This window comes from Serratia sp. 3ACOL1, assembly GCF_003668775.1.
GTDB classification, from domain to species: domain Bacteria; phylum Pseudomonadota; class Gammaproteobacteria; order Enterobacterales; family Enterobacteriaceae; genus Chania; species Chania fonticola.
The window spans coordinates 2,225,030-2,250,858 of the sequence record NZ_CP033055.1 but is presented as its reverse complement, the minus strand read 5'-3'; the positions used below and the strand labels follow the sequence as shown (position 1 = coordinate 2,250,858).

Here is a 25,829-nt window from a genome sequence, read left to right as displayed (position 1 = left end):
TGGCACGAATATAATAACGGCGTTAACCAGGAGAAAGCTCATGACCGAACGACTTTATTATTATCACGATGATTTGCAGCTCCAGGCTCAGGTACTGGCCTGCACGGCGCAAGAGGATGGCAGCTACGCGGTGCAGTTGGATGCCACGCTGTTTCACCCACAGGGCGGCGGGCAGCCGAGCGATAGCGGCACGATCGGTGGTGTAGCGGTATTACGTGTTGCCGCGCAGGGCGATCAACTGCTCCATTATCTGGCCGAACCGTTACCTTGTGGCCCGGTCACGCTAGAGATTGATGGGAAACAACGGCACCTGCATACCCGCTGGCATTCTGCCGGGCATCTGATTGGCTGGCTGGGGGAAGGCCAAGGCTGGCAGCCGGTGAAAGCGCACCATTGGCTGGGGGAAGGGCGCATTACCTTTGCACCGGGTGCACAGGCAACAGAACTGCAACCAGACTATTTGCAACAACGGCTGACGGACTTGATCGCTGCCGACTTGCCACGCAGGCAACAGGAACAGCAAGGCGTCCGTCAGGTTGGGTTTGGCGATCTGCCTGCTTATGGCTGCGGAGGCACCCATGTGCGTTCGCTGTCGGAGTTGGGCAAGGTGCAAATTACCGCCGTCAAGATGAAGAAAGGGCAGTTGATTGTGCAGTATCAGGTGGATTGATAGGGCGTGCAGGCGTGCCCAGCCACTGCTTGGCGCGTTACTGCTTTTTTCATCATTAGTTAGCGAAATTAGTTCGTTCAACTCCGTGCCGTTTTGGTTTGTTATCTAACCCATAACAAACCGACATAAAGAAGGCACGGCACCCATGTTTAATTTTCCTTTCAAGACGTTAACCAGCGGACTGGCAGTGGTATTAGGCGCTGCGGCTGCGGCGAGCCCGGCCATCGCGGCGGTGCAGGGCGGCACGCTGATCTACCTGGAGCAGCAGGCTCATACCAACCTGTATCCCCCTTCCGGCGGGTTTTATCCCAACGGCGGTATCCTTAACCAGATCACCGACAAGCTGACCTACCAGAACCCGAAAACGCTGGAGATCGAACCCTGGATCGCCGAGTCCTGGTCGAGCAACCCCGATAAAACGGAATATACCTTCAAACTCCGCCCCGGTGTGACCTTCTCCGACGGGACACCGCTGGATGCCAATGCGGTAGCCAAGAACTTTGATACCTATGGTCTAGGCAATAAAGCGCTGCGCTTACCGGTTTCCGAGGTGATCAATAACTATGACCACAGTGAGGTCATCGATCCGCTGACGGTTAAATTCTATTTCAAACGCTCGTCCCCAGGCTTCCTGCAAGGTACGGCGACCATCGGCTCTGGGCTAGTATCGCTCAGTACGCTGAACCGCCAATACGATGAACTGGGTGATGCGCGCCATATCATCGGCTCTGGTCCGTTTGTGGTGAGCGTTGAAACCCTGGGGCGCGAGGTCGATCTCAGCGTACGCCAAGACTATCGTTGGGGGCCTGCCAAGCTGGCTCAACAAGGGCGGGCCAATCTGGATGCCATCAAGGTGATCGTCACCCCGGAAGACAGCGTACGGATTGGCGCGTTGCAGGCCGGACAGGCGGACTTTATTCGCCAGATCCAGGCTTACGATGAGAAGCAAACCCAGGATCAGGGCTTTACGATCTATGCCGCGCCAACCCGTGGCGTCAACGACAGCATTGCCTTCCGACCAGATAATCCGCTGGTGGCCGACATTCGCGTGCGGCAAGCGCTGCTGCATGCCACCGACAGCAAACAGATCGTCGATACGCTGTTCTCCGCCAACTATCCACAAGCCAAATCGGTGATCGCTTCCTCGGCAGCCGGTTTTGTCGATCTCTCCGATAAATTGACCTTCGATCTGGCGAAGGCCAACCGCCTGCTGGATGACGCCGGTTGGCAAAAGGGCAGCGATGGTCTGCGCCAGAAAGACGGTAAAAAGTTGTTGTTAACGGTGTATGAGTCGCTGCCGCAACCGCAAAACAAGGCGGTGCTGCAATTGGTCTCGCAGCAGTGGGGCAAGGTGGGGGCGCGGTTGAATATCTTGGCAGGCGATGCGGGCAGCCGGGTGGCGGATAACCTCGATCCACAAAAGACCCCGGCTTCGGTGGTCGAAGTGGGCCGTGCCGATCCCGATGTGATTAAAAGCCAGTTTTATCCCACCAATCGTGATGGCCTGTTGCAGCAAGGGGGCACTAGCCAGAACAGTAAATTTATCGACAACTCGCTGAACCAACTGCTGCTGTGGATCGCCTCTGAGGTGGATCCGGTCAAGCGCTTACAGATCGCCGGTGAGGCTCAAAAGTATCTGCTGGATCAGGCCTATGTGATCCCGTTCTTTGAAGAGCCACAGGTCTTTGCCGGTGCTCCCTATCTGAAAGGCGTCAACTTTGAAGCGGTGGGTCGGCCAAGCTTCTATGGCGCGTGGTTAGAGAAACGGTAATCCCGAGCTGCTTGCACCCCCTCACCCCAACCCTCTCCCCAAAAAGGAGAGGGAGCCAGTTCAGCGTGGTGGTCAGGTGCGGAGTAAATCGAGGTACGGACAGTTCTGCCAATATGAGCACCAGTATAAAACGTGGTATGGGCTGCCCCATCACCCCAACCCTTTTCCACAGTGAGAGGAAGCTGGAGCGGTGTTGTGTCCAGGTGCGGAAGTTGGTTTGTAGTGCGTTAGTTTCCGTTCGCTAGTTCGAGGCCAAAGTCAGGCACGGAAACCCATTGGTGGCACGGACTGTCCCCTCTCCCTGTGGGAGAGGGTTAGGGTGAGGGGCCACAACGCCATATTCGAGGAGATAAAGATGCTGAAATACCTGAGTGGCCGAACCGGGCAGGCGTTGCTGGTGCTGTGGGCGGCATTCACCCTGTCGTTTATCTTGCTGCAGGTGCTGCCCGGTGACGCGATCCTGATTAAATTCCAGAACCCGGATATGGGGCTTAGCCCGGATCAGATCGCCGACATGCGCGCCGCCTACGGTGCCGATGTGCCCCTGTGGCAGCAATATCTGCATACGTTGGGGAATTTCCTGCGCGGTGATTTGGGCTATTCGATCCAGAACGGCGTGCCGGTAAGTGCCTTGCTGGCTGCCAACCTGCCCGCCACTCTGCAATTAGCGGTGCTGGGTTTCACCCTGGCCTTGCTGTTGGCGCTGGTCATTGCGTTTGTCTCCAATCTGATTGGTTTTGGCTGGCTGAAATCGGCGCTGCAATCGCTGCCTGCGCTGTTTGTATCGGTACCAACCTTCTGGCTTGGCATCGTGTTGATCCAGATCTTTTCATTCCGGCTGAAGCTGGTGCCGATAATCAATCCTGGGGAGTGGATTGGGCTGCTGTTGCCGATCGCCACCTTGGCAATCCCAATCTCTGCCCCGCTGGCGCAGATCCTGATCCGCAGCATCGATAGCGTGCAAACCCAGCCGTTTGTGGCGGTGGCGCGTGCCAAAGGGGCTAGCCGCAGCGGAGTGCTGTGGCGACATGTGGCGCGTAACGCCATGCTGCCGGTGCTGACTATCGCAGGCATTCTGTTTGGCGAGTTGATCGCCGGCGCGCTGATCACAGAAACCGTATTTGGCCGCAGTGGCCTGGGGCAACTGACACAGCAGGCGGTCGTGAACCAGGACGTGGCGGTGTTACAGGCGGTAGTGATGATCTCTGCCGCCGCCTTTGTCTTCCTCAATCTGCTGGTCGATATGCTGTTCCCGCTGCTCGATCCCAGACTGAAAACCTATGCAGGAGCGACCCGATGAGCAGTATTCCGTTGGACAAATCCGTGATGCCGGAACGCGATCTGTCCGGTGGGGAAACCGAAGGTAGTTTACCCACCGCCAGGCGCGCTCAGCGGCGTTATCCGCTTAGCCTGTGGCTGGCCTGGATCGTGCTGGGTATCGCTGTGCTATGGGCGATCGCTCCTGAGATCTTTACTGCGTACAGCGGCACGGAAGGGATTGCCGGAGCACAGCGTCTGGCACCGGGTGGTGAACATTGGTTGGGCACCGATCCGCTGGGGCGCGATCTCTACGCCCGGATCGTGTATGGCGCATCGCACACTTTATCCGCAGCGTTGGTTGCCGTGGTGTTGGGTCTGGTTGTGGGCACGTCGTTGGGCGTGGTCGCCGGGGCTTTGGGCGGCATCGTCGATGATGTTGTGATGCGTCTGGTTGATGTTTTGCTGTCGATCCCTGGGCTGCTGCTTTCCTTGAGCGTGATCATTCTGCTGGGCTTCGGCACGGTGAATGCGGCGCTGGCGGTGGGGATCTCGTCGGTGGCCAACTTTGCACGCCTGGCTCGCGCAGAAGTGCTGCGGGTACGGCACAGCGACTACGTTGAGGCGGCCTACGGCAGCGGCGGGCACTTTTGGGCGGTGCTATGGCGCCATATTCTGCCTAATTCGCTGACCTCGGTGATTGCATTCTCTGCCCTACAGTTTGGCAATGCCATTCTGGCGATCGCCACACTGAGTTTCCTGGGATATGGCACGCCACCGCCCACGCCGGAGTGGGGCTTACTGATCGCCGAAGGGCGTAATTACATCTCAACGGCCTGGTGGCTGACTACCTTCCCCGGCCTGATGGTGGTTGCCGTGGTGCTGGCCGCCAACCGTATCAGCCATACATTAGGGAGCGCGCGCCGATGAACCCACAGACAACCATCTCACCTGCGCCACTGCTGGAACTGGATAACGTTTCAATCGCCTATCAGCAGGGCAACAGTAGCCAGCGGGTGGTGCACAACGTTTCTTTTACCATTCAGCCGGGGGAAGTCGTTGCCCTGGTTGGGGAATCGGGATCGGGTAAAACCACCACGGCCCAGGCGATTATCGGCCTGCTGGCGGAAAATGGCCGCCTGGAGCAGGGGGCGATCCGGCTCAATGGCACCGATATTGCGCACTGGTCACCGCGCCAGTTGGATGCGGTGCGTGGTGCTCAGATAAGCCTGATCCCGCAAGATCCCGCCAGTTCGCTGAACCCCGTGAAAACCATCGGTGAGCAGGTTGCCGAGATCATCAACATTCACCAACGCCTGCCACGCAAGCTGGTACAGCTTCGGGTCGTAGAGTTACTCACTCGCGTGGGGTTGACTCACCCGGAATTACGGGCGCGCCAGTATCCGCATGAACTTTCCGGCGGCATGAAACAGCGAGTGCTGATTGCCATCGCCATTGCGTTACGGCCCGCGTTGATTATCGCCGACGAGCCGACCAGCGCGCTGGACGTGACGGTGCAAAAACGCATCCTCGATCTGATCGACGAACTGCGTCAGGAGTTTGGCACGGCGGTGCTGTTCGTCACTCACGATTTGGGCGTGGCGGCGGAACGGGCCGACCGGCTACTGGTGTTTCGTCAGGGCAGGGTGCAGGAGCAGGGGCAAACAGCGGCGGTATTGCAGGCCCCGGCGCATGAGTATACCCGCCGCTTGTTTGCCGATGTGCCTTCGTTGGCCTCCATCGCTCCGCCAGCGATCGTCCGCAAGGCGGAACCGGCGATCGTCGTCAACGAACTGGTGAAGGATTTCCGTTTTGCTGGCAGAGGCGGGCAGGCGTTCAGGGCGTTGGATCGGGTGTCGTTCAGCGTGCAGCGCGGCACCACGCATGCGTTGGTCGGCGAGTCCGGCTCCGGCAAAACCACCTTGGCCCGTTGCCTGCTGGGGTTTCAGCGGCCGGATGCTGGGCAAATCATTATCGACGGCGTCGATTTTACCCGGCTGAAGGGTGAGGCGCTGCGCCAGTTTCGGCGGCGTATTCAACTGGTCTATCAAAACCCCTTTGCTTCGCTCGATCCGGCGCAAACCTTGTATCAGGCGATCGAAGAGCCGTTACTCAACTTTGAGCCTGTCGCCAAAGCAGAGCGTTATCGGCGGGTGCGGGAATTGTTCGAACGAGTCGCTCTGCCTGCCGAACTCCTGGCGCGCAAACCGCGTGAGCTTTCAGGGGGCCAGCGCCAACGGGTTGCCATCGCTCGTGCTCTGATACTGCAACCTCGGGTGCTGGTATTGGATGAAGCCACCTCGGCGCTGGACGTAACCGTGCAGGCGCAAATCCTGCGTTTATTAGAGCAGCTACAGCGTGAGTTGGGGCTGACCTACCTGTTTATCTCACACGATCTGGCGACGGTGCGGCAAATCTCGCACAGCGTCTCGGTGCTGTGCCGTGGGCAGCAGGTAGATGCGGGCACTACCGCTGAGGTATTTGCCCGGCCCGGCAGTGACTATACCCGCCAATTAATTGCGGCCATTCCTGGCCGTGCGATGTACCAAACTTTAAAGGATGCCTCATGAGCGCTAAACGTCTCGGCTTTTTTACCCGCCTGCTGGATAACGGCAGTGCTCAGGAACGTTACCGGCTGGCCACTGAGCAGATTGTTCATGCCGAACGTGCCGGGTTCGACACCGCTTGGGTAGCGCAGCACCATTTTCATCAGGATGAGGGCGGCTTGCCTTCACCACTGGTTTTTTTGGCTCAGGCTGCGGCGCATACCCGGCATATTCGTTTGGGGACTGGAGTGATCACCTTGCCGATGGAGTCTGCCGTGCGCGTGGCGGAAGATACGGCGGTGTTGGATCTGCTTTCCGGTGGCCGGTTGGAAGTGGGGCTGGCGGCGGGCGGAACTCCGTCTTCGTTTAGCGCTTTTGGTATTGATGCCGAGCGGCGCAATGCGGCGTTTAACGATAATTTACGCATTCTGCTGGACGCCTGGAGTGGTGAGGCGCTCGGCAACGCCGCCAACCGTCTATATCCGGCGGCCCCCCAACTGAAAAAACGCGTCTGGCAAGCCACCTTCTCGGTTGAAGGTGGGATCCGGGCTGGTAAGGCTGGAGATGGGCTGATGTTGTCACGCACTCAACCCAGGCCGCTAACTGCCCTGGATACGCCACTCGATGAGCTGCAAAATCCGATTATTGACGCCTATCTTGCCGCACTGCCGCCAGGGGTAGAGCCGCGCATCATGGGATCGCGTACTGCTTTTGTAACCGAAGATCAGAACCGTGCACGTGATTTTGCTGCACAAGGGCTTAGCCGTGGATTGGAACGTTTACGCGCCAGTGGGCATCAGGTTCAGGATGAGTCGCTCGACGGCCTGATCCGCGCTTTTGACGTGCATCTCGGTACGCCAGAGCAGGTGATCGCCTCGTTGCAACGGGATAGCGCGCTGGCCCGCGTCACCGATTTGGCATTTCAGGTGCACTCTATCGATCCGCCACACGCCTATATTTTGCGCTCCATTGAGCTGATAGCTCGCGACGTTGCACCAGCACTGGGCTGGCAGCGGCGCAATCCTGCCACGTTGGCTTATTCACATCACGCAGAGGAAAACGTATGACCGACACCCAGGATCACCTGACCAGACTGGCAGAAATCGCCGCAGACTCTCCTTTGGCACAGGCCAGAGCAACACGCCAGGCGGCAACCGACGGGATTGAGGCCAGCTATCAGAGACTGTTTGAGCCACAGGAGGTGGGCGGTTTCACCATTGCGGAGCGCCTGCTGTTGGCGCAGCGTATCAGTGAATGGCACGGCGATCGGCAGTTGGCGGCGCATTATGCCCAATTGCAGCAGACTCAGCCCGCAGACGGACCACGTTTGCAGGCTGCCTTGGATCACGCAGAACGCCTGGCCTTCAAACCCGCCGGGGCAGAAGCTAAACACTTGCAGGCCCTGCAACAGGCGGGGTGGTCATTGGATGACATTGTTACGCTTTCACAGCTGATCGCTTTTGTCAGTTTCCAGAGCCGTCTGCTGTACGGCTACCGCTTGCTGGCAGGATTGCCGGTAGCGACCAGTGGCCGTGCTCCCGTTCGAGCTTCCGCCTGGCGCACCGCGAGTCATACAGCCAGTGGCCGCCATGCACCGCCTGCGTTCACCGGCCAGGAGTTGGGATGGGAGCCCTGGATTGTGGCTAAACCCTTGGAGGCGTTTGACGAACCGGGAAAAGCCTTGCTGACCAAGTTCGGTCACGCGGATTCTGACTATTTCCGTTTGTTGGCGCGCGATCATGCGGTGCTGGAACAGCGAACCATCACGGATAGGGCCATTTTCTACACCGCAGGTGGTCTGGCCCGCCAGGATCGGGAGTTGGCTGCGGCGGTGGCCAGCAAGGTGAACGGCTGTATTTATTGTGCCTCGGTGCATGCGCGTAAAGCGGCGCAGCTATCCAAAAGGGCAGAAGAGGTGCAGCGCCTGCTGGATGTCGCGCCGGGAGGGATCTTGAGCGAGGGGCAGGGTGAGGATTGGCGTACGCAAATAGACTTTGCCGCTGCGCTTTCGGCCACGCCACCGCAGGCCAATGCGGCTCAGCTGGTTGCGTTACGCGAGCAAGGGTTGGGCGAACTGGAACTGTTGGACCTGGTGCAGGCGACGGCCTTCTTTGCCTGGGCCAACCGGTTGATGCTCACGCTCGGCGAACCTTATGACGATTGAGTCACCCGGCGTTAAACAGCAAAAAGCCCGCTTAGTTGCCTAAGCGGGCTTTTCTAAATATGGCTCCTCTGACTGGACTCGAACCAGTGACATACGGATTAACAGTCCGCCGTTCTACCGACTGAACTACAGAGGAATCGTGTGAACGGGGCGAATAATAACGGTGCCGATGGGGCTTGTAAAGCATGAAAATGCACAAATGTTCCGTTTGTCGAGGTTGTGAGCAAATTGGCTTATTTTCCAGCAGGTTAAACTTTATCACCGGCAGGCAGGTCGCCATCATTGCAGACCGAGGCATTTTGCGAGTTAATCCTGATTTTTGCGTGGTGTTGATATTTTAAAGAGCAAACCCAAGAAAGTTCCTAATTATAAGGTGGGAAAATGGGATTTTTTACTAAGATGTTTCCTGTAATTTGTGTGGATTGTTCCTAATAATCAGTGGGGAAGTCAGCTTAAGGATTATCATCAAGTCCTGTATTTTTGACGCAACAATCAGAGTGCCTCGGATAAATCTTTAGATTGCACTGCCGCTCTAGAAAATCACCCGGATGCGAGTGGAGTAAATCGCCAAAAAATGCGTTTTTAATAATATAAACATCTATTTTTAATCATGGGTAATAGTCATTTCCATTCGGAAAAATGGTGGGGGAAATGATAGCGGTGAACATCGGCAGTGATTCATTTATGTTATTGTTTTAAATCTATTTTATTTTATTTTTTTACGGTTTTTTGTACCAAAAAATCAGAATGAATGCTGTTGTATGCGGGAGAGTGTCTTTGTCCTTCCTGGCGGCAAGCGCCGTTTTTGCCCCGCAACTCGGCGTTCAGGCTCGCTTGCAGAGTTGCTGGATATAAAAAATACCAGTATTATTTTGCACTTCACAAACGTCGTGGGCATGTAAATCGCGGGCAAGTTATAGGCGCATTATTGCGCTATGCAGGTCACCGATGAAACCCGGTTAAGTATTCGTTAAGTTAATAGGCCATGGCGAACGTTGCAAGAGTAGGGGCAATGAGCGGCCATAGTATAGCTCCAGTGAATGTTTGCTACTAAAGAGCCACCCCTATATCATTGCTGAAAAATGCACATATTATTTATCCAGGATATAGCCGATCTTGTCTGAGTTGACCTATCGGTAACGGAATTTTTTGAAAGGAATTTTCGATGATAATCACCCAAAAGAACCTCTGTTTAGGCGTAATACTGTGCAGTGGTTTATTGCTGGCAGGATGCCAGAAAACCGCACAGACCCGTTGGCAAGAAACCCCACCAGCGACCACCGTACAAGCTCCCCCTCAGCAGATCAGTGTGTCCCCGCCGCCAGAACCGACTGCCGCAGAAACCAAAACCAGCAAAATTGGCCTTTGCCAAAGCGAGTTGGCGTCACTCAAGCAGGTTAATCCGAAGGCTTACGCGATCAAGCAGGCCAACTTTAACCGTCTGGTGAACAATGCCTCGGTATATAGCGCGGTACGCGGCGATGTGAATTCGACAACCAAAGACACTCTTGATGCGTTGTACAAATACAAGACCAATCAGTTATGTGCCGAGATCGAACGTGACGTCCTGCAAGGCTTGATCCAGAGAGGGGAAGGCGTGAAATGAAACGCAGGATATATTGCGGTGCCTTGTTGACGTTGGCGTTGCCGCTAGGAGTAGTAAGGGCTGAGGAGGCAGTAACTCCCGATGCCCATGCGCTGAATTCACTGGAAGCGATCACGCGCCAGGTGGATGAGGCTCCGGCACTCCTGTTTCTGACGCCTTCACAACTGGATACAGCAGAACCTGCAAGACCCAAAAGTAGTAAACCTGCCAGCAGCAAGCCTAACGCACTGGCAAAGTCGGCGGATGAGAGGGGCAGTGAGCGTATTCGCGAGATGAAGACGCTGCAGGCAACCATCAATCAGCTGAAGGCCAAAGTCACCAGCCAGGAAGCGGCTCTTGAGCAGTTGCGTAAAGTGCAATCTCGGTCCGCGGGCTCTTCTGCAGAGTTGGCGCGTCTGCAACAGGCCATTGAGCAAAGCCAGCGGGAAAATACGCGGCTTCAGCAGCAGCTTGCCGCACAGGCCAAGGAAAGCGAGCGGCAGATGCAGCAAATGAAGCTGCAACAGCAGGAGCAACGTAACAGCTCGCAATTGCAGCAACAGTTGGCAGCGCAAACCAAAGATAACGAACAAAAAGCGCAACAGATCAAGCAACTGCAGCAAACGTTACAGCAAAATCAGCAGGCCATCGCCCAACTGCAGGATCAGCTGTCAGCGCGTAGCAAAGAGAATGAACAGAAGTCCCAGCAGGCGATGGCTAAGCTGCAGGAGCAACTGGCTGCCCAAACCAAAGACAGCCAGCAGAAAGCCGAGCAGGTGAAACAGCTGCAGCAGGCTGGTGCCAAGTTGCAAGAGCAACTGACGGCGTATGCTAAAACTAACGATGAAAAAGCCCAGCAGGCCAAGCAGCTGCAGCAAAATCAGCAGGCGGTAGCGAAACTGCAAGCACAGTTGGCTGCCCAGGCCAAAGACAGTGAACAAAAAGCCTTGCAGGTAACACAGCTGCAAGATCAGCTGGCGGCGCGTAGCAAAGAGAATGACCAGAAGTCCCAGCAGGCAATGGCGAAGCTGCAGGAGCAACTTGCTGCCCAAACCAAAGACAGCGAGCAGAAAGCCGAACAGGTGAAACAGTTGCAACAGGCAGGTGTCAACTTGCAAGAGCAACTGAAGGCGTATGCTAAAACTAACGATGAAAAAGCCGAGCAGGCCAAGCAGCTGCAGCAAAATCAGCAGGCGTTGGCGAAGCTCGAAGAACAGTTAGCCACCCAGACCAAAGACAGTGAATACAAAGCCCAACTGGTCAAACAGCTGCAAGAACAGCTGACGACACGCAACAAAGAATCGGCGCAAAAAAACCAGCAGGCGATGGCGAAACTGCAAGAACAGCTGGCCGCCCAAACCAAAGACAGCGAGCAGAAAGCCGAACAAATTAAGCAGTTGCAGCAGGCCAGCGCCAAGCTGCAAGAGCAACAGACTGCGGCTCAAACCAAAACTACCGATGAAAAAGCGCAGTTGGCTGCACAACTGCAGCAAAACCAGCAGACGTTAGTGAAGCTCCAGGAACAGTTGGCTGCCCAGACCAAAGAGCGTGAGCAAAAGGCCCTGCAGGTAACACAACTGCAAGATCAACTGGCGGCGCGTAGCAAAGAGAACGAGCAGAAGACCCAACAGGCGATGGCGAAGCTGCAAGATCAGCTAGCCGCTCAGACCAAAGACAGCGAGCAGAAAGCCGAACAGGTGAAGCAGCTGCAACAGGCGAGCGCCAAGCTTCAGGAGCAATTGACGGCACAAGCCAAAGTTAACGATGAAAAAGCCCAACTAGCTGCACAGCTACAGCAAAACCAGCAGGCGGTAGCGAAGTTGCAGGAACAGTTGGCTGCCCAGACCAAAGAGCGTGAGCAAAAGGCCCTGCAGGTAACACAGCTGCAAGATCAGCTGGCGGCGCGCAGCAAAGAGAATGAGCAAAAGACCCAACAGGCGATGGCGAAGCTGCAAGAACAGCTGGCTGCCCAAACCAAAGACAGCGAGCAAAAAGCTGAGCAAGTGAAGCAACTGCAACAGGCTAGCGCCAAGCTTCAGGATCAATTGACGGCACAAGCCAAAGTTAACGATGAAAAAGCCCAGTTGGCTGCACAGCTACAGCAAAACCAGCAGGCATTGGCGAAGCTGCAAGAACAGCTGGCTGCCCAGACCAAAGAACGTGAGCAAAAGGCCCTGCAGGTAACACAGCTGCAAGATCAGTTGGCGGCGCGTAGCAAAGAGAACGAGCAAAAGACCCAACAGGCGATGGCAAAGCTGCAAGAACAGCTGGCTGCCCAAACCAAAGACAGCGAGCAGAAAGCTGAGCAGGTGAAGCAGTTGCAACAGGCGAGCGCTAAGTTGCAGGAGCAACTGACCGCGCAAACTCAGGGTCTTGATGAAAAAGCCCAGCAGTTGAAACAACTGCAGCAAAACCAACAGTCGTTGGCAAAACTGCAAGAACAGCTGGCCGCTCAGACCAAAGACAGTGAGTTGAAAGCCGAACAGGTCAAGCAACTGCAGCAGACCAGCGCCAGGCTGCAGGAGCAGTTGACCGCGCAAACCAAAGATAATGAGCAGAAAGCGCAGCAAGTGATGCAACTGCAACAAAATAAGCAAACCGTCGCAGAGTTGCAGGCACAGCTAGTCATCCAGACCAAAGACAGCGAGCAAAAAGCCGAGCAGGTGAAACAGTTGCAACAGGCCAGTAGCAAGCTGCAAGAGCAATTGGCCGCACAAACCAAAGCCAATGATGAGAAAGCGCAACAGCTGAAACAGCTGCAGCAAAACCAGCAAGAGTTGGCCAAGCTGCAGGCTCAGTTAGCGACTCAGGCCAAGGACAGCGAGCAGAAAGTGCAGCAGGTTAAACAGCTGCAGGAACAGTTGGCCGCTTCCAATAAGGATAATGAGCAGAAAGCCCTGCAGGTGAAGCAACTCCAGCAAGGCCAGCAAGAGCTGGCCAAGTTGCAGACTCAACTGGCTGCACAGGCCAAGGATAGCGAACAAAAAGCGCTACAGGCCAAGCAGTTGCAGGAGCAATTGGCGCTGAATAACAAAGATTTCGTGCAACAAGCTCAGCAAATGAAGAAGTTGCAGCAAGAGCTGCTGACGTTGGCGAAACTGCAAGATCAACTGACCGTGCAGACCAAAGACAGTGAACAGAAAGCGCAGCAGATAAAGCAGCTGCAAGAGCAGTTGACGGTTTATGGCAAAGACAACGATCAGAAGGCTCAGCAGGTTAAACAACTCCAGCAAAGCCAGCAGGAATTGGCGAAGTTGCAGGAGCAGTTAGCCGCTCAGACCAAAGACAATGAGCAGAAAGCGCAGCAGATTGCCCAGTTGCAGCAGGCGAGTCAGCAGGAGAGTGCCAAGCTGCAAGAGCAGTTGGCCGCTCAGACCAAAGACAGCGAGCAGAAAGCGCAGCAGATTGCCCAGTTGCAGCAGGCGAGTCAGCAGGAGAGTGCCAAGCTGCAAGAGCAGTTGGCCGCTCAGACCAAAGACAGCGAGCAGAAAGCGCAGCAGATTGCCCAGTTGCAGCAGGCGAGTCAGCAGGAGAGTGCCAAGCTGCAAGAGCAGTTGGCCGCTCAGACTAAAGACAGCGAGCAGAAAGCCCAGCAGATCGCTCAGTTGCAGCAGGCGAGTCAGCAGGAGAGCGCCAAGCTGCAGGAGCAGTTGGCCGCTCAGACTAAAGACAGCGAGCAGAAAGCCCAACAGATCGCTCAGTTGCAGCAGGCGAGTCAGCAGGAGAGTGCCAAGCTGCAGGAACAGTTGGCCGCTCAAACTAAAGACAGTGAGCAGAAAGCCCAGCAGATCGCTCAGTTGCAGCAGACGAGTCAGCAGGAGAGTGCCAAGCTGCAAGAGCAGTTGGCGGCACAAACCAAAGACAATGAGCAGAAGGCGCAGGAACTTGCTCAGCTACAGCAAAAGCTGACTGCAGCCGAGAAAAAGCAAACGGCTGGTACGTCCGTGGTCACGGAGCCTAAAACGCAGGTGGAAAAACGCGATTATGCGATCGGTACCGCGTTGGGTAATGACATCCTGGATTTGCTCAACAGCAAAAAGACGCAGGGTGTAGACGTGAACCGCCAACTGGCGCTGGCAGGCGTGACCGATGTGATCAATGGCCAGACCAAACTGGCCAAAGAACAGATTGCCAAAGCCTTGTATGAAAGCGAGTTGGAGCTGAACGATCAGCATAAAAAGATCAAACAGCAGAACGAAAAGCAAGGCAGCAGCTATATCGATAAGTTCAAGAAGCAGCCACGCGTCGTGCAGTCTAAGCAAGGCTTCTATTACCGCATCGATTATGTTGGCGATAGCGTGATTGGTGAGGGTGATACCGTCGCCGTGGTGGTTAAAGAGAGCTTGACCGACGGTAAAGTGATCAAGGATATGGATCTGGCTGGTACTTCAATTTCACAGCCGCTGAGCGCCTATCCACCACTGTTCCGCGAAGCGCTAGGTAAGTTGAAGAACCACGGTAACATGACGCTGGTGGTGCCGCCTGAACTGGCCTATGGCGAGAAAGGCATGGCACCGGATATCCCACCGGGCGCGACCATGGTCTACAACGTACGCATCCTGGATGTGATACCGGCCTCCGAGCAAAAAGCTCCATAGCCCTATAACAAACCCGCCAGACGATTGGCGGGTTTTTTTATCTGAACCACGCTGGGGACTGGCAATGCCCCAGCGTGGTGCAGAACCCGGTTTTACCTCTTTATCCAATCCCGCCTTATCGTTACCTTTCATTATTTTTTAATCACTTAGGCTGATAATACACCGCTTGTTCTGCCTGGCCCGTTTCTTGCTGTAGCTGTGGTTGCAGTAGTTGATATTGAATGCAGTTAACCGCAGCTAGGAGCCACGATGAATTTCAGACGCTTGAAGTATTTCGTAAAGATCGTCGATATCGGCAGCCTGACTCAGGCGGCGGAGGTGTTGCATATTGCGCAGCCTGCGCTGAGCCAGCAAGTTGCCACCCTGGAAGGGGAACTGAAACAGCAATTGCTGATCCGAACTAAACGCGGAGTGATGCCCACGGAGGCCGGCAATATTCTTTATGCGCATGCGCAAACCATTCTTCAACAGTGCGAGCAGGCCCAGCAAGCGGTGATCAGCAGTGGGGAAACGCTAGCTGGGCAGGTGGCCGTCGGCCTGGTGCAAGGCAGTGCGGCCTCGCAGTTGGCGCTGCCGCTGTTGCAAGCGGTACGCGATCGGCATCCTGGGATTTTGCTGAGCCTGAATGAAAATATCGGCAATACGTTGAGCCAACAGGTGGCGACGCAGGCTCTGGATATGGCGGTGATGTATGGGCAGAACATGCCACCGAACCTGAGTGTCACGGCGTTGGCGAAAGAAGATTTGTATCTGGTCGCGGCAAGAAGCATCCCTCATCCGGGCAACAGCATCGACTTATCGGCGGTGAGCCGGTTTAATCTGTTCTTGCCACGTGAGGGGGATGTGGTGCGCGACCTGGTTTATGAGGCTATGGCGCTGCGCCAACTCACGCCGAATGTGATTGGTGAGATCGAATCACACAGCATGCTTTGCGCCGCTATCGCTAGCGGAATGGGGGCGACGATCCTGCCTGAGTCGCTTGCCAGGGCGACGATCGGCCCGGCCAAGGCCTGGATGATCCGCCTCAATGCTCCGGCGCTTTCGGTACCGCTGGCGTTAGTGATTTGCGGCCAAAAGCCGCTCACTGCGGCGGCGGGAGCGGTGAGGGAGATCCTGCTGGAAATTACCGCCAGCCATCATCAGCCGACGCGAGTGCTGGCTTTGGCGCTGTAGGGGCGCCGTATGCGGCGCCCAGCCTTTGGATTAGCGGAAAGGTGGCTCGTTGAAGGTGCGCAGTTTGCGTGAATGCAGGTGTTCACCCTCAGCCCGCAGCAGATCGATGGCACAGATGCCAATCTGCAAGTGCTCTGAAATCGCGCCTTCGTAGAAACGGTTGGCCTGGCCTGGCAGTTTAATCTCGCCGTGTAGCGGTTTATCAGACACGCACAGCAGCGTGCCATAAGGCACCCGGAAGCGATAACCCTGCGCCGCGATGGTGGCACTTTCCATATCGACGGCGACAGCGCGGCTGAGGTTAAAGCGCAGAGCGGAAGCCGAATAGCGCAGCTCCCAGTTGCGATCGTCGGTGGTGACCACAGTGCCGGTGCGTAACCGCTGTTTTACCGCTTCTCCCGGCATACCGCTTACCGTTTTGGTGGCGTCATACAGCGCGCGCTGAACTTCCGCGATGCTTGGGATTGGGATATCAGGCGGTAGCACCGAGTCTAATACATGATCGTCACGCAGGTAGGCATGGGCCAACACGTAATCGCCAATTGACTGGCTTTCCCGCAGGCCGCCGCAGTGGCCAATCATCAGCCAGGCATGGGGCCGCAGCACTGCCAGGTGATCGCAGATGGTTTTGGCGTTGGAAGGGCCGACACCGATATTGACCAGCGTGATCCCCTGGCCATCGTTGGCGATCAGGTGATAGGCGGGCATCTGATGGTTCTTCCAGGCCAGATCGGACACCGTCTGCTCTGGATTTGGCGTTTCTGCCGTCACAAAGTTCCCACCGGCGCAAGAAAGCGCGATATAGGGGCTGGCCGGATCGGCGATCTGGCTACACGCCCAGCGGACAAATTCATCGACATAGCGCGTGTAGTTGGTAAACAACACAAAGTGCTGAAAATGTTCCACCGGCGTGCCGGTGTAGTGCCGCAGGCGGGCCAGTGAGAAATCGGTCCGCAGCGCGTCAAAATGGGAAAGTGGAAAATGGTTGGCAAAAGGAGACAGCCCGTCTGCATTTTCATCGCCAATCTGCGCCAGTTCGGTGGTGGGGAAATGCTTGGTAAGCCCGGCACTCATGGTTCGGTCCAAGGCCAGATCGGAGCCGTCGATCACATAAGGGAAGGGGATCTCCTGTTGAGAGGGAACCACTTCGATTACGGCGGCATATTCACTGGTCAGCATTGCTAGCTGTTCGGCAAGATAAGAGCGGAACAGCTGCGGTCGGGTGATGGTGGTGGTGTAGCTGCCGGGCCGGGTAAAACGGCCAAAGGCGCGGGTTCTTGGATGGTCTGGGTGCTCACCATCCCAGCGCACGCGCAGTTCCGGGTAGGAAAACAGCCCCGAGGCACGGGCCTGCGCCTCTGGCAGGGTGCCATCCGCGATAAATTGTTTGATGGCAGCGCGTAAGGCGTTGACCGATGCGTCGTACAGTACTTCGAGTTGGTCGAGGGCTTGCAGGGCAGTCAGCGACTTTTTTTCAGGGGTATTCATTGTTTTTCCTCGGTTCTTGCGATACCTCAGCATAGCGTAAAGCGTTGACCGAATGCATCTATCTGCTGCTGGACTAGCGATAAGGCTCAAGGATTGTTATTGCTGACAAAACCTCAATCGGCTCATGACGTAGGGGTGCAGCATTGAACTGAACCCCATATGATGGCTCCGAACTAAAAACTAAAGCGTAACCAGGCAAACAGCACGTTGCCGTTGTTGTAGGTACCAGGGATATAGGTGAACTGAACGGTCGCCTGCTTATAGCCAGCGGAGAACAGCGGCAGAATGATCGGTAATGGAATGTAGTTGCCGAAATCTTCACGTGCGGTGATCCCCGCCGTCACACCAAACCCAAGGCGGAAATCTTGGTTCTGATCCAGATACCAGCCCTTTTCCCAGCCATAGCCGACAATCGGCTGCCACTCATTGTGGGAGTCTTTAAACATCATAGCGTACAGGGCACTCCAGTCGCCTTCTTCGTTATAGCGGGAAATCCCAAAGCCACCGCCCCACGGCATCTCATTGTAATGATCCGTCTCGTCGTACATAAAACGGGCGTGCCAACTGATAAACGGCAGATAAAGATCGTGGTATTGCGGGTCCTCCCAGGTTTGTGCGACACCGCTGGTTAAAGAGTTCCACCAACCCGAGACCCGCCCGGCGCTGGGTTCCGGTTCTGCTGCACGAGTTGGCGTGGTTAGCAACAACAGCCCCGTCCAGACCACTGCAAGAAACATCCGCATAGCGTGCTCCTTTGATGAGTAATGACCCATATTATTCTGTTTACGACGCAATTTTTCTCTTTATAGGTATCGCACCAGCAGTACTGCACTGATAAGTTAGAGTCTAGCCGATGGCTGGCGCTTTTCTGATAATCGCAAAAATTCATTGGTTGGCTTGTGGAGGGTATGGAGAGGGGGCTCACAACTTAGGGCGCTGCACAGAGCGCCCGCTTAGAGAAATTACAAACCGCGTTGGTCCATCAAAACCGCCAGATCAACCAGACGGTTAGAGAAAGCCCATTCGTTGTCATACCAGGCGAGGATCTTGACCAGATTACCGCCAATGACCAGCGTAGACAGCCCGTCGATGATTGATGAGCGTGGGTCACCCTGATAGTCGCTCGATACCAAAGGTTCATCGCTGTAGCCCAAGATATCTTGCAGCGGTCCTGAGGTTGCCGCTTTGCGAAATGCCGCGTTCACTTCTTCTACCGTTACATCACGTTTGAGCGTGACGGTCAGATCAACAATAGATACCACAGGCACTGGCACGCGCAGTGAATAGCCGGTCAGGCGTCCGTCCAATTCCGGGATCACTTTACCGAGTGCTTTAGCCGCACCGCTAGAATAAGGCACGATAGAAAGCGCAGCGGCACGGGCGCCGCGCAGATCTTTTTCCGGTTGATCGTGCAGGGCCTGGCTGTTGGTATAGGCATGGGTGGTGTTCATCAAACCATGTTCAATACCGAAGCTTTGGTGCAGAACCTGCGCTGCCGGTGCTAAACCGTTAGTTGTACAGCTGCCGTTGCTGACCACTTTATGCAAGGTAGGATCGTATTTCTCATGGTTGACGCCCATCACCACCGTGATGTCATCGTCTTTACCGGGTGCAGATAAAATCACCCGTTTTGCGCCGCCTTTGGTGATGTGCACTTCGGCTTTGGCTTTGTCGGTGAAGAATCCGGTGGCTTCAATAACTAGATCAACCCCCACGCTGCTCCACGCAATTGCGCCTGGATCGCGTTCGGAGAAGACGTGGATGGTTTGGCCATCTACCAGCAACTGCCCTTCAGAGGCTTCAACACTGGCGGCCAATGTGCCTTGCAGCGAGTCGTATTTCAGAAGGTGAGCCAGGGTTTTGCTGTCGGTCAGGTCATTGATTGCCACCACCTGAAAGTCATTGCGACCCAGCGCGGCGCGCAGTACGTTTCTGCCAATGCGACCAAACCCATTAATGCCTACTTTGACCATGATGTGCTCCTAGGTGAGTTATCTGGTTTCAAAATAGTGCGTGGGTGGTTTGGCGTAAATGACAAATAACAATCAATTTAGGACATAGTGCGAGCGTGAAAACGCTCCCGATAATCTGAGGGTGTGAGTTGTAAATTTCTTTCAAACACGCGACGCAGGTTGAGGCTGTTGCCAAAACCCGTGGCGGTGGCGATTTGTTCGAGCTTATCCGAGCTTTGTTCCAGGTGTTGCCGTGCTACGTCGAGGCGGACTTCTTCCACATACTTGGCGGGACTGACCCCGGTTTCACGGGTGAAAACGCGGGTAAAATTCCTTGGGCTCATGGCCACGTGCTCCGCCAGCCTTTCAACGGATAAATCGCCGGACAGATTTTGCAGTATCCACGTTTGCAGGTCACGGATTGGGCCAGGCGAGCTGGCTTGGCTGAGCAGAAAACGGCTGAACTGAGATTGTCCTCCGGGGCGGCGCAGGAACATCACCAAGTCTTGGGCGACATCGCGGGCTAACGTGAAGCTGTGATCGTCTTCCACTAAAGCCAGCGTGAGGTCGAAGCCAGAACTGACGCCAGCGGAGGTCCAGATATTGCCGTCCTGAAGATAAATCGGGCCTTTCTCGACGTGGACACTGGGGAATTGAGCTTGCATCGCTTCAAGTAACCGCCAGTGCGTGGTGGCACGGCGCCCATCAAGCAGACCGGCCTGAGCCAATAGCCACGCACCGCCGCAAATCGATACGATCCGCCGTGCATACGGCGCAGCCTGACGCAGCCAATTGACGACGATATCGCTTTCCTCAGCGCTCATACCTCTGCCGGTGATCATAATGGTGTCACGCGATAGTGTGGGATCGAGGTCAGTGAGACGGTGATCGGCCAGCAGATTTAGCCCCGAGCCCCCATGGATCACGCGGTGCGTCTGGGTCGTGGCAATCGACACCTGATACGGTGGATGCGCGGCATCCGTCGGCCTCAAACGGTTGGCTTGCATCAGGATATCGGCAATGCCCGTAGGCTCGAATAACATGCCCCCTTCGGGGACGATAATAAAAAAAGTGTGCATGTCCTTAAAATACAAATTAGACAAAATAAGTCAAGTGCGGGGTTGGGCTGGAGGAGGGGGATGGACAACGTGGTAATGCTAATTTATAGGGGCGCCGCCTGCGGCGCCCGCTTAGCTTAGTAGGAGATCCCCTGCGGATTGACCTCAGATGCCGCAACGCCTTCCCCTTGCTCACCCCAGCGCGCCAGCACCTGTTGATACTGGCCCTGTACGATCGCCGCGTCTAGCACAGCCTGCAGAGCATAAACCAGTCCGTTGCCCTTTTTGGTGGTGGTGGCTACATAGGCTTTCTTCGGCCCCAGCCCTACCACGCGGGTTTGGCCCGTCAGTGCCGCTTTGTAGGCGGCTACCGACTGCGGGCCGAACATGACATCTGCCCGCCCGGACTGAATATAAAGATTGCCGGATGCGTCATCGGTCAGATAGATCGGCTGTGCGGGTTTCAAGCCCTCACGCTGATTTTGCTCATTCCAGCCCAGCAGAATTCTCTCTTGGTTGGTGCCTGAACCGACAATCACCCGCAGCCCTGCCACATCCGCGGGCTTACTGATGGATTGAATTTCGCTGGCCGACTTTACCGAGAACGCCAGTGAGTCAGCGCGATAAGTGGCAAAATCAAATTTGGTCTTGCGCTGTTCCGTAACGGCAATGTTGACCAAAGCAACGTCATAGCGGCCAGAAGTGATCCCTAGTGGCCAGTCTTCCCAGGCGGTTGGCACCAGTTTCAGCTTCAGCCCCAGGCTGTCGGCGAGCAGCCGCGCGATGTCTGGATCGCTACCGATGCGCGTTTTATTGTCGCTGGCCAACAGCGCCAGCGGCGGTGAATTGAGTGCGGAGATGGCTACAGTCAGCGTCCCTGGCTCTACGAAGCGATAATCTGCCGGGATTTTACTGATGGCCTGCGGATTTTTAGCCGCGTGGAGCGGCTGCTCATTGGCAGCCAGATCGATATTCCCTTGTGCCAAGGCGACGGAACTGAACCAGACCAGCGCCAGAAATGTATATTTCATTTTTTCCCTTAAAGGACTTTAGATAAGAATTGACGGGTGCGTGGGTGCTGTGGGCGTTTGAGCACCGCCTCGCTGTGGCCTTGTTCAACGATCTTGCCATCCACCATAAACACCACCTGATCGGCGACCTCCCGGGCAAAACCAATCTCGTGTGTTACCACCACCAGCGTGGTACCGGAGCGGGCAAGCTTCTTGATAACGTCCAGCACTTCCCCCACCAGTTCTGGGTCCAGTGCAGAGGTGGGTTCATCAAACAGCATGACGCGCGGGCGCAGTGCCAGTGCACGTGCAATCGCAATGCGTTGCTGTTGGCCACCAGACAGATGACGCGGCCAGGAATCGGCTTTATCGCGCAGACCCACCACATCCAGCAGTTCAAGCGCTTGCTTAATGGCGTCCTGGCGGTTCAGGTGACCATGGGCGATAGGGGCTTCAATCAGGTTTTCCAGCACGGTGAGGTGCGGGAACAGATTGAAGTTCTGAAACACATACCCCACGTTGATGCGCTGACGCAGGATCTCTTTCTCCTTCAGTTCGTAAAGCTTGTCGCCCGACAGACGGTAGCCAATGTAGTCGCCATCAATCTGAATAAAGCCTTCATCAACGCGCTCCAGATGGTTAATGGTACGTAGCAGCGTCGACTTTCCTGAGCCGGACGGCCCGAGGATCACCGTTACTGAGCCGGGTGGAATTTCCAGAGAAACGTTATCCAGCGCCTTATGACGGCCAAAAACCTTGCTGACGCCGGTAATGGAGATGTGGCCTTGGGTGTTATGAGATGGGGACATGGATCGCCTCCGGTGCTGAAGGGATTGGCTGATGCGACGGGCTTTGTTTGCCCGCTTCCTGATTAACGGCGGAGCGGCGTTCGCTGCGTGCCAGCCAGCGCTCGACGATGTGTTGCAGCAGCGATAGCACGCTGGTGATCGCCAGATACCAGACGGCACCCACCATCAATAGGGGGATCACTTCCTGGGTGCGGTTGTAAATCATCTGGATGGTATAAAACAGCTCTGGCATGGCTAAGACGTAAACCATCGCGGTGCCTTTGGCGAGGCTGATAATTTCGTTGAAACCGGCAGGCAGAATGGTACGCAGCGCCTGAGGTAGAATAATACGCAGAGTACGCCGCCAGGCGGGTAAGCCTAGCGCGGCTGCGGCCTCATACTGACCGTGATCGACCCCCAGAAAACCACCGCGAATGATCTCTGCCGTATAGGCACTTTGGACCAGCGTTAATCCCACCACCGCGGTGGAGAACTGGCCGAGTACGTTGATGGTGGCAAAGCTGCCGAAAGCAATATCGGTAAAGGGAATGCCAATGGAAAGCCGTTCGTACAGGTAGGAAAAGTTATACAGAATAATCAGCACCACGATCAGCGGCAGCGAACGGAACAGCCAGATATAGCCCCATGCCAGGCTGTTTAACAGCCAGGAGGACGATAGCCTGGACAGCGCGAGCGCACCACCAATAATCAGGCTGAGTACGGTGCCGAGCAGCGTCAGCAGCAAGGTCTGCGCTACCCCCGAGAGGATCACCGGATCAAAGAACCAACGGGCAAAAACCGCCCACTCCCAGCGAGGATTGAAGGCGATCGACTGGATGACGATCGCCAATACAAACAGCGCCACGACGGCCCCAGCGGTGCGTAGCGGATAACGCGCCGGAACCACTTTAATGTTGGAAGATGAATTCATCAGTGGGCTCCTCAGGCAATATTGCTTTGACTGGCGAAGGTCAGCGTTTTGATAAAACGCAGGCGGCCGTCATAGGGCGGTACGCTGTACTCTTCATGGTCGCGGTGAATGTCGAACTGTGGTTCGTATCCTTGCCCCAGATAAAGCTGCACGGCTTCCGGCTGGCGAAATCCGGTGGTGAGATAGACGCGGCTATAACCCGCCAGCAATGCGCGACGCTCCAGTTCCCGTACCACATGGCCTGCCAGGCCCTGTTGGCGCAGTGCCGGATGTGTCCAGATGCGTTTCAGCTCTGCGGTATGCGGGTCAAAAGGTTTGTAAGCACCGGTCGCAATGATGTCGCCATCACGCTCCAGCACCAGAAATAACCCCTGCGGCGGCAGATACCATTGCACCAGCTCCACTTCGGCGTCGCGGGAGAAATAGTCGCCATAGCGGGCGGCATATTCGCCGAATAACCCGTTGATAATCGGTTGCAACTCTTTGGCTTCAGGCGAAACATCACGAAATACTTCACTCATGTGGCCCCCCTTAATCGCCTAATCCAGCCGGGTTGATCTCAGAGGCAGAAAGGCGCTCAATGCCTTCACCCCAGCGGTTAAGCACTTTTTCATAATCCCCATTGTTGATAACGCCATTCAGCGCGGTTTGCACCGGTGCGACCAGGCCACCGTCTTTTTTCAACGTCACTGCGATATGTGCTGCTTTTGGCCAGCCACCGTCCACGCTATCGGCCAGACGGGTTTTGCCGGTGAGTGCCGCTTTCCAGGCGCCTGTCACGTTCGGGCCAAAGAAGGCGTCGGCGCGGCCAGACTGTAGTGCCAGCGTTTGGGCTGCGTCATCTTTGGTATAAATCGGGGTAAAAGGTTTCAGCCCTTTTTGCTGATTTGCCTGGTTCCAGGCCAGCAGAATGGCTTCCTGATTGGTGCCAGAACCGACGATAATGCGCAGCCCGGCAATGTCTTCTGCTTTCTCTATGGCCTTGATTGGGCTGTCGGACTTGACGTAAAACCCGAGTGAGTCTTTACGGTAAGTGGCGAAGTCGAATTTCTCTTTGCGCTCCTTGGTAACGGTAATATTGCTAATAGCGGCATCATATTTGCCGGAATAAACGCCAAGTGGCCAATCCTCCCAGGAAGTCGGAACGACGTTAAGTTCCAGCCCCAGGCTATCCGCTACCAGGCGGGCGATATCGACCTCGCTGCCCAACAGCGTTTTGTTATCTTCGGCAAACACGGTCAGCGGCGGTGAATTGAGCGCTGACACCGCGACGGTGAATTTACCAGGGACGGCAAAGTGATAACCCTGCGGCAATTGGGCCACCGCCTGCGGATTGATCTTGGTAATGATCGGCGCTTTGTTGGCTTCCAGGCTAACGCCTGTACCGTTAATCGTCACACTTTGTGCCCAGGCGGCAGGGCTAAGCGCCAGCGCCAGGAGTAATAGGGTTTTCTGCATAGCATTGTCTCTTTTATCGTTATGGGTTTATTGCGGTGCGAACTGGTTGGCCGGCAATGTCAGACCCAGACTTTCACGCAATGTCGTGCCTGGGTATTCCGTACGGAAAAGACCGCGCGCTTGTAGAACGGGCACCACTTCATCGACAAAGCGCGGGAAGGTATCTGGCGTACCGCCCTGGATAATGAAGCCGTCTGCCGCAAAGGTGTCGAACCAGTGTTGCAGACCATCGGCAACCTGTTGTGCCGTACCGTGAAAGCGTGGGCGAGGAGTTGCGGCTTCCAGCGCTACCTGGCGCAACGTCAGGCCACGTTCGCGGGCATAACGTTTGATTTCATCGGTGGTGCTGCGAAAGCTGTTTTGCCCGAGCTCACCCACATCGGGGAAGGGCGCATCCAGCGGGTATTGGCTGAAATCGTGGTGCTCAAAATAACGGCCAAGGTAGTTGAGTGCGTCTTTGATCGAAACCAGGGCAGCGGTCACCTGATACTGGCGTTCAACATCCTCGGCATCTTTTCCGACAATCAGGCTGACACCCTGAAAAATATGCAGTTCCTCCGGGCGGCGGCCAAAGCGCTCAAGCTGGCTTTTTACGTCACGATAAAACTCCTGTGCCGCCTCCAGCGTTTCATGGTGGGTGAAAATAGCATCGGCATGGTGTGCCGCTAATTTCTTCCCATCATCCGAAGCGCCAGCCTGAAATATAATGGGTCGACCTTGTGGCGTGCGGCTAATATTCAGCGGGCCAGCCACCTGGAAAAAGTCGCCGTGATGATCCAGCGTATGTAATTTGGCGGGATCAAAATATTGGCCGGTGGCTTTATCGCGAGTAAAGGCATCTTCTTCCCAAGAATCCCAAAGCCCTTTTACTACATCCAGATATTCATCGGCGATGCGGTAACGCAATGCATGCTCAGGGTGCTTTTCGCGGGAAAAGTTCTTCGCCGATCCCTCCAGCGGTGAGGTCACCACGTTCCAGCCAGCTCTGCCGTTGCTGAGATGATCAAGGCTGGCAAACTGGCGCGCCACGGTGAAGGGTTCACTGTAGGACGTCGATACGGTGCCCACCAACCCCAAGCGGCTGGTAATAGTGGCGAGCGCAGATAATACCGTCAGTGGCTCAAAGCGATTCAGAAAGTGCGGTATGGATTTCTCATTAATATATAAGCCGTCAGCCACAAACAGGAAATCAAGCTTTCCCTCTTCGGCCTTGATGGCCGTGTTTTTGACGAAGTCAAAATTAATGCTGGCATCTACCTGTGCTGCCGGGTGTCGCCATGCGGACATATTTCCAGATGCGCCGTGTAATATTGATCCCAAGCGAAGTTGTCGGTTTAAAGACATGTTTAACCCTCATTTTCAGACAATGGATATCTCTAG

Annotated in this window: 18 protein-coding genes, 1 tRNA gene and 1 pseudogene; 10 read left to right on the top strand and 10 right to left on the bottom strand. The window is 55.5% G+C overall.

The window, feature by feature from the left end; all coding sequences use genetic code 11:
* The first annotated feature begins 40 nt into the window (after positions 1–40).
* From D9980_RS10405 to D9980_RS10375, 7 genes are all read left to right on the top strand, one after another.
* Positions 41–670 carry an alanyl-tRNA editing protein gene (locus D9980_RS10405; RefSeq protein ID WP_121607234.1) on the top strand — a complete coding sequence of 210 codons (630 nt, stop codon included), beginning with the start codon at positions 41–43 and terminating at the stop codon, positions 668–670.
* Positions 671–815: 145 nt separating this feature from the next.
* Positions 816–2,441 (top strand): TIGR04028 family ABC transporter substrate-binding protein, encoded by a 1,626-nt coding sequence (locus D9980_RS10400; protein ID WP_121607233.1) that lies wholly within the window; start codon positions 816–818, stop codon positions 2,439–2,441.
* Between the two features lie 355 nt (positions 2,442–2,796).
* Entirely contained in the window at positions 2,797–3,741 is a 945-nt protein-coding gene (locus D9980_RS10395; RefSeq protein WP_121607232.1) for an ABC transporter permease, read from the top strand.
* Positions 3,738–4,628 carry an ABC transporter permease gene (locus D9980_RS10390; protein ID WP_121607231.1) on the top strand — a complete coding sequence of 297 codons (891 nt, stop codon included), beginning with the start codon at positions 3,738–3,740 and terminating at the stop codon, positions 4,626–4,628. The genes D9980_RS10395 and D9980_RS10390 overlap by 4 nt, the downstream gene beginning before the upstream one ends.
* Positions 4,625–6,268: an ABC transporter ATP-binding protein gene (locus D9980_RS10385; RefSeq protein ID WP_121607230.1), complete on the top strand. Its 1,644-nt coding sequence runs from the start codon at positions 4,625–4,627 to the stop codon at positions 6,266–6,268. The genes D9980_RS10390 and D9980_RS10385 overlap by 4 nt, the downstream gene beginning before the upstream one ends.
* Positions 6,265–7,311: a putative FMN-dependent luciferase-like monooxygenase gene (locus tag D9980_RS10380; RefSeq protein WP_121607229.1), complete on the top strand. Its 1,047-nt coding sequence runs from the start codon at positions 6,265–6,267 to the stop codon at positions 7,309–7,311. The genes D9980_RS10385 and D9980_RS10380 overlap by 4 nt, the downstream gene beginning before the upstream one ends.
* A complete protein-coding gene (locus D9980_RS10375) occupies positions 7,308–8,408 on the top strand; it encodes an alkylhydroperoxidase domain protein (protein WP_121607228.1) in 1,101 nt (366 codons plus the stop codon). Before D9980_RS10380 ends, D9980_RS10375 begins: the two co-directional genes overlap by 4 nt.
* Before the next feature lie 60 nt (positions 8,409–8,468).
* On the opposite strand, the gene D9980_RS10370 is transcribed toward D9980_RS10375, so the two are convergent.
* Positions 8,469–8,544 (bottom strand) — tRNA-Asn (locus D9980_RS10370).
* 1,029 nt (positions 8,545–9,573) lie between these two features.
* On the opposite strand from D9980_RS10370, the gene D9980_RS10365 reads away from it, so the two are divergent.
* The 3 genes from D9980_RS10365 (at position 9,574) to nac (ending at position 15,764) form a co-directional block, all read left to right on the top strand.
* Positions 9,574–10,014 carry a hypothetical protein gene (locus tag D9980_RS10365; RefSeq protein ID WP_121607227.1) on the top strand — a complete coding sequence of 147 codons (441 nt, stop codon included), beginning with the start codon at positions 9,574–9,576 and terminating at the stop codon, positions 10,012–10,014.
* Positions 10,011–14,591 carry an FKBP-type peptidyl-prolyl cis-trans isomerase N-terminal domain-containing protein gene (locus tag D9980_RS10360; protein WP_121607226.1) on the top strand — a complete coding sequence of 1,527 codons (4,581 nt, stop codon included), beginning with the start codon at positions 10,011–10,013 and terminating at the stop codon, positions 14,589–14,591. Before D9980_RS10365 ends, D9980_RS10360 begins: the two co-directional genes overlap by 4 nt.
* A gap of 249 nt (positions 14,592–14,840) precedes the next feature.
* Positions 14,841–15,764 (top strand): nitrogen assimilation transcriptional regulator NAC, encoded by a 924-nt coding sequence (gene nac / locus D9980_RS10355; RefSeq protein WP_121607225.1) that lies wholly within the window; start codon positions 14,841–14,843, stop codon positions 15,762–15,764.
* A 30-nt stretch (positions 15,765–15,794) separates the two neighbouring features.
* On the opposite strand, the gene D9980_RS10350 is transcribed toward nac, so the two are convergent.
* The 9 genes and pseudogenes from D9980_RS10350 to D9980_RS26970 all read right to left on the bottom strand — a co-directional run bounded on the left by D9980_RS10350 (position 15,795) and on the right by D9980_RS26970 (position 25,793).
* A complete protein-coding gene (locus D9980_RS10350; RefSeq protein ID WP_121607224.1) occupies positions 15,795–17,252 on the bottom strand; it encodes an AMP nucleosidase in 1,458 nt (485 codons plus the stop codon).
* A 173-nt stretch (positions 17,253–17,425) separates the two neighbouring features.
* Positions 17,426–17,995, bottom strand: coding sequence for a lipid IV(A) palmitoyltransferase PagP (gene pagP, locus D9980_RS10345; RefSeq protein WP_121607223.1), 570 nt, complete (start codon positions 17,993–17,995; stop codon positions 17,426–17,428).
* A 219-nt stretch (positions 17,996–18,214) separates the two neighbouring features.
* Positions 18,215–19,225, bottom strand: coding sequence for a type I glyceraldehyde-3-phosphate dehydrogenase (gene gap / locus D9980_RS10340; RefSeq protein WP_121607222.1), 1,011 nt, complete (start codon positions 19,223–19,225; stop codon positions 18,215–18,217).
* A gap of 77 nt (positions 19,226–19,302) precedes the next feature.
* The gene (locus D9980_RS10335) at positions 19,303–20,283 is read right to left on the bottom strand and encodes a GlxA family transcriptional regulator (RefSeq protein ID WP_121607221.1); all 981 of its coding nucleotides are present in this window, start codon (positions 20,281–20,283) and stop codon (positions 19,303–19,305) included.
* Positions 20,284–20,399: 116 nt separating this feature from the next.
* Entirely contained in the window at positions 20,400–21,293 is an 894-nt protein-coding gene (locus D9980_RS10330; RefSeq protein WP_121607220.1) for a transporter substrate-binding domain-containing protein, read from the bottom strand.
* A gap of 8 nt (positions 21,294–21,301) precedes the next feature.
* Positions 21,302–22,081: an amino acid ABC transporter ATP-binding protein gene (locus D9980_RS10325; protein WP_024530900.1), complete on the bottom strand. Its 780-nt coding sequence runs from the start codon at positions 22,079–22,081 to the stop codon at positions 21,302–21,304.
* Positions 22,065–22,991 carry an amino acid ABC transporter permease gene (locus tag D9980_RS10320; protein WP_121607219.1) on the bottom strand — a complete coding sequence of 309 codons (927 nt, stop codon included), beginning with the start codon at positions 22,989–22,991 and terminating at the stop codon, positions 22,065–22,067. The genes D9980_RS10325 and D9980_RS10320 overlap by 17 nt, the downstream gene beginning before the upstream one ends.
* 11 nt (positions 22,992–23,002) lie before the next feature.
* On the bottom strand, positions 23,003–23,512 hold the full coding sequence (locus D9980_RS10315; RefSeq protein ID WP_121607218.1) for a GNAT family N-acetyltransferase: 510 nt from the start codon (positions 23,510–23,512) through the stop codon (positions 23,003–23,005).
* A gap of 10 nt (positions 23,513–23,522) precedes the next feature.
* Positions 23,523–25,793: pseudogene (locus tag D9980_RS26970) on the bottom strand (NtaA/DmoA family FMN-dependent monooxygenase).
* Positions 25,794–25,829 lie beyond the last annotated feature (36 nt).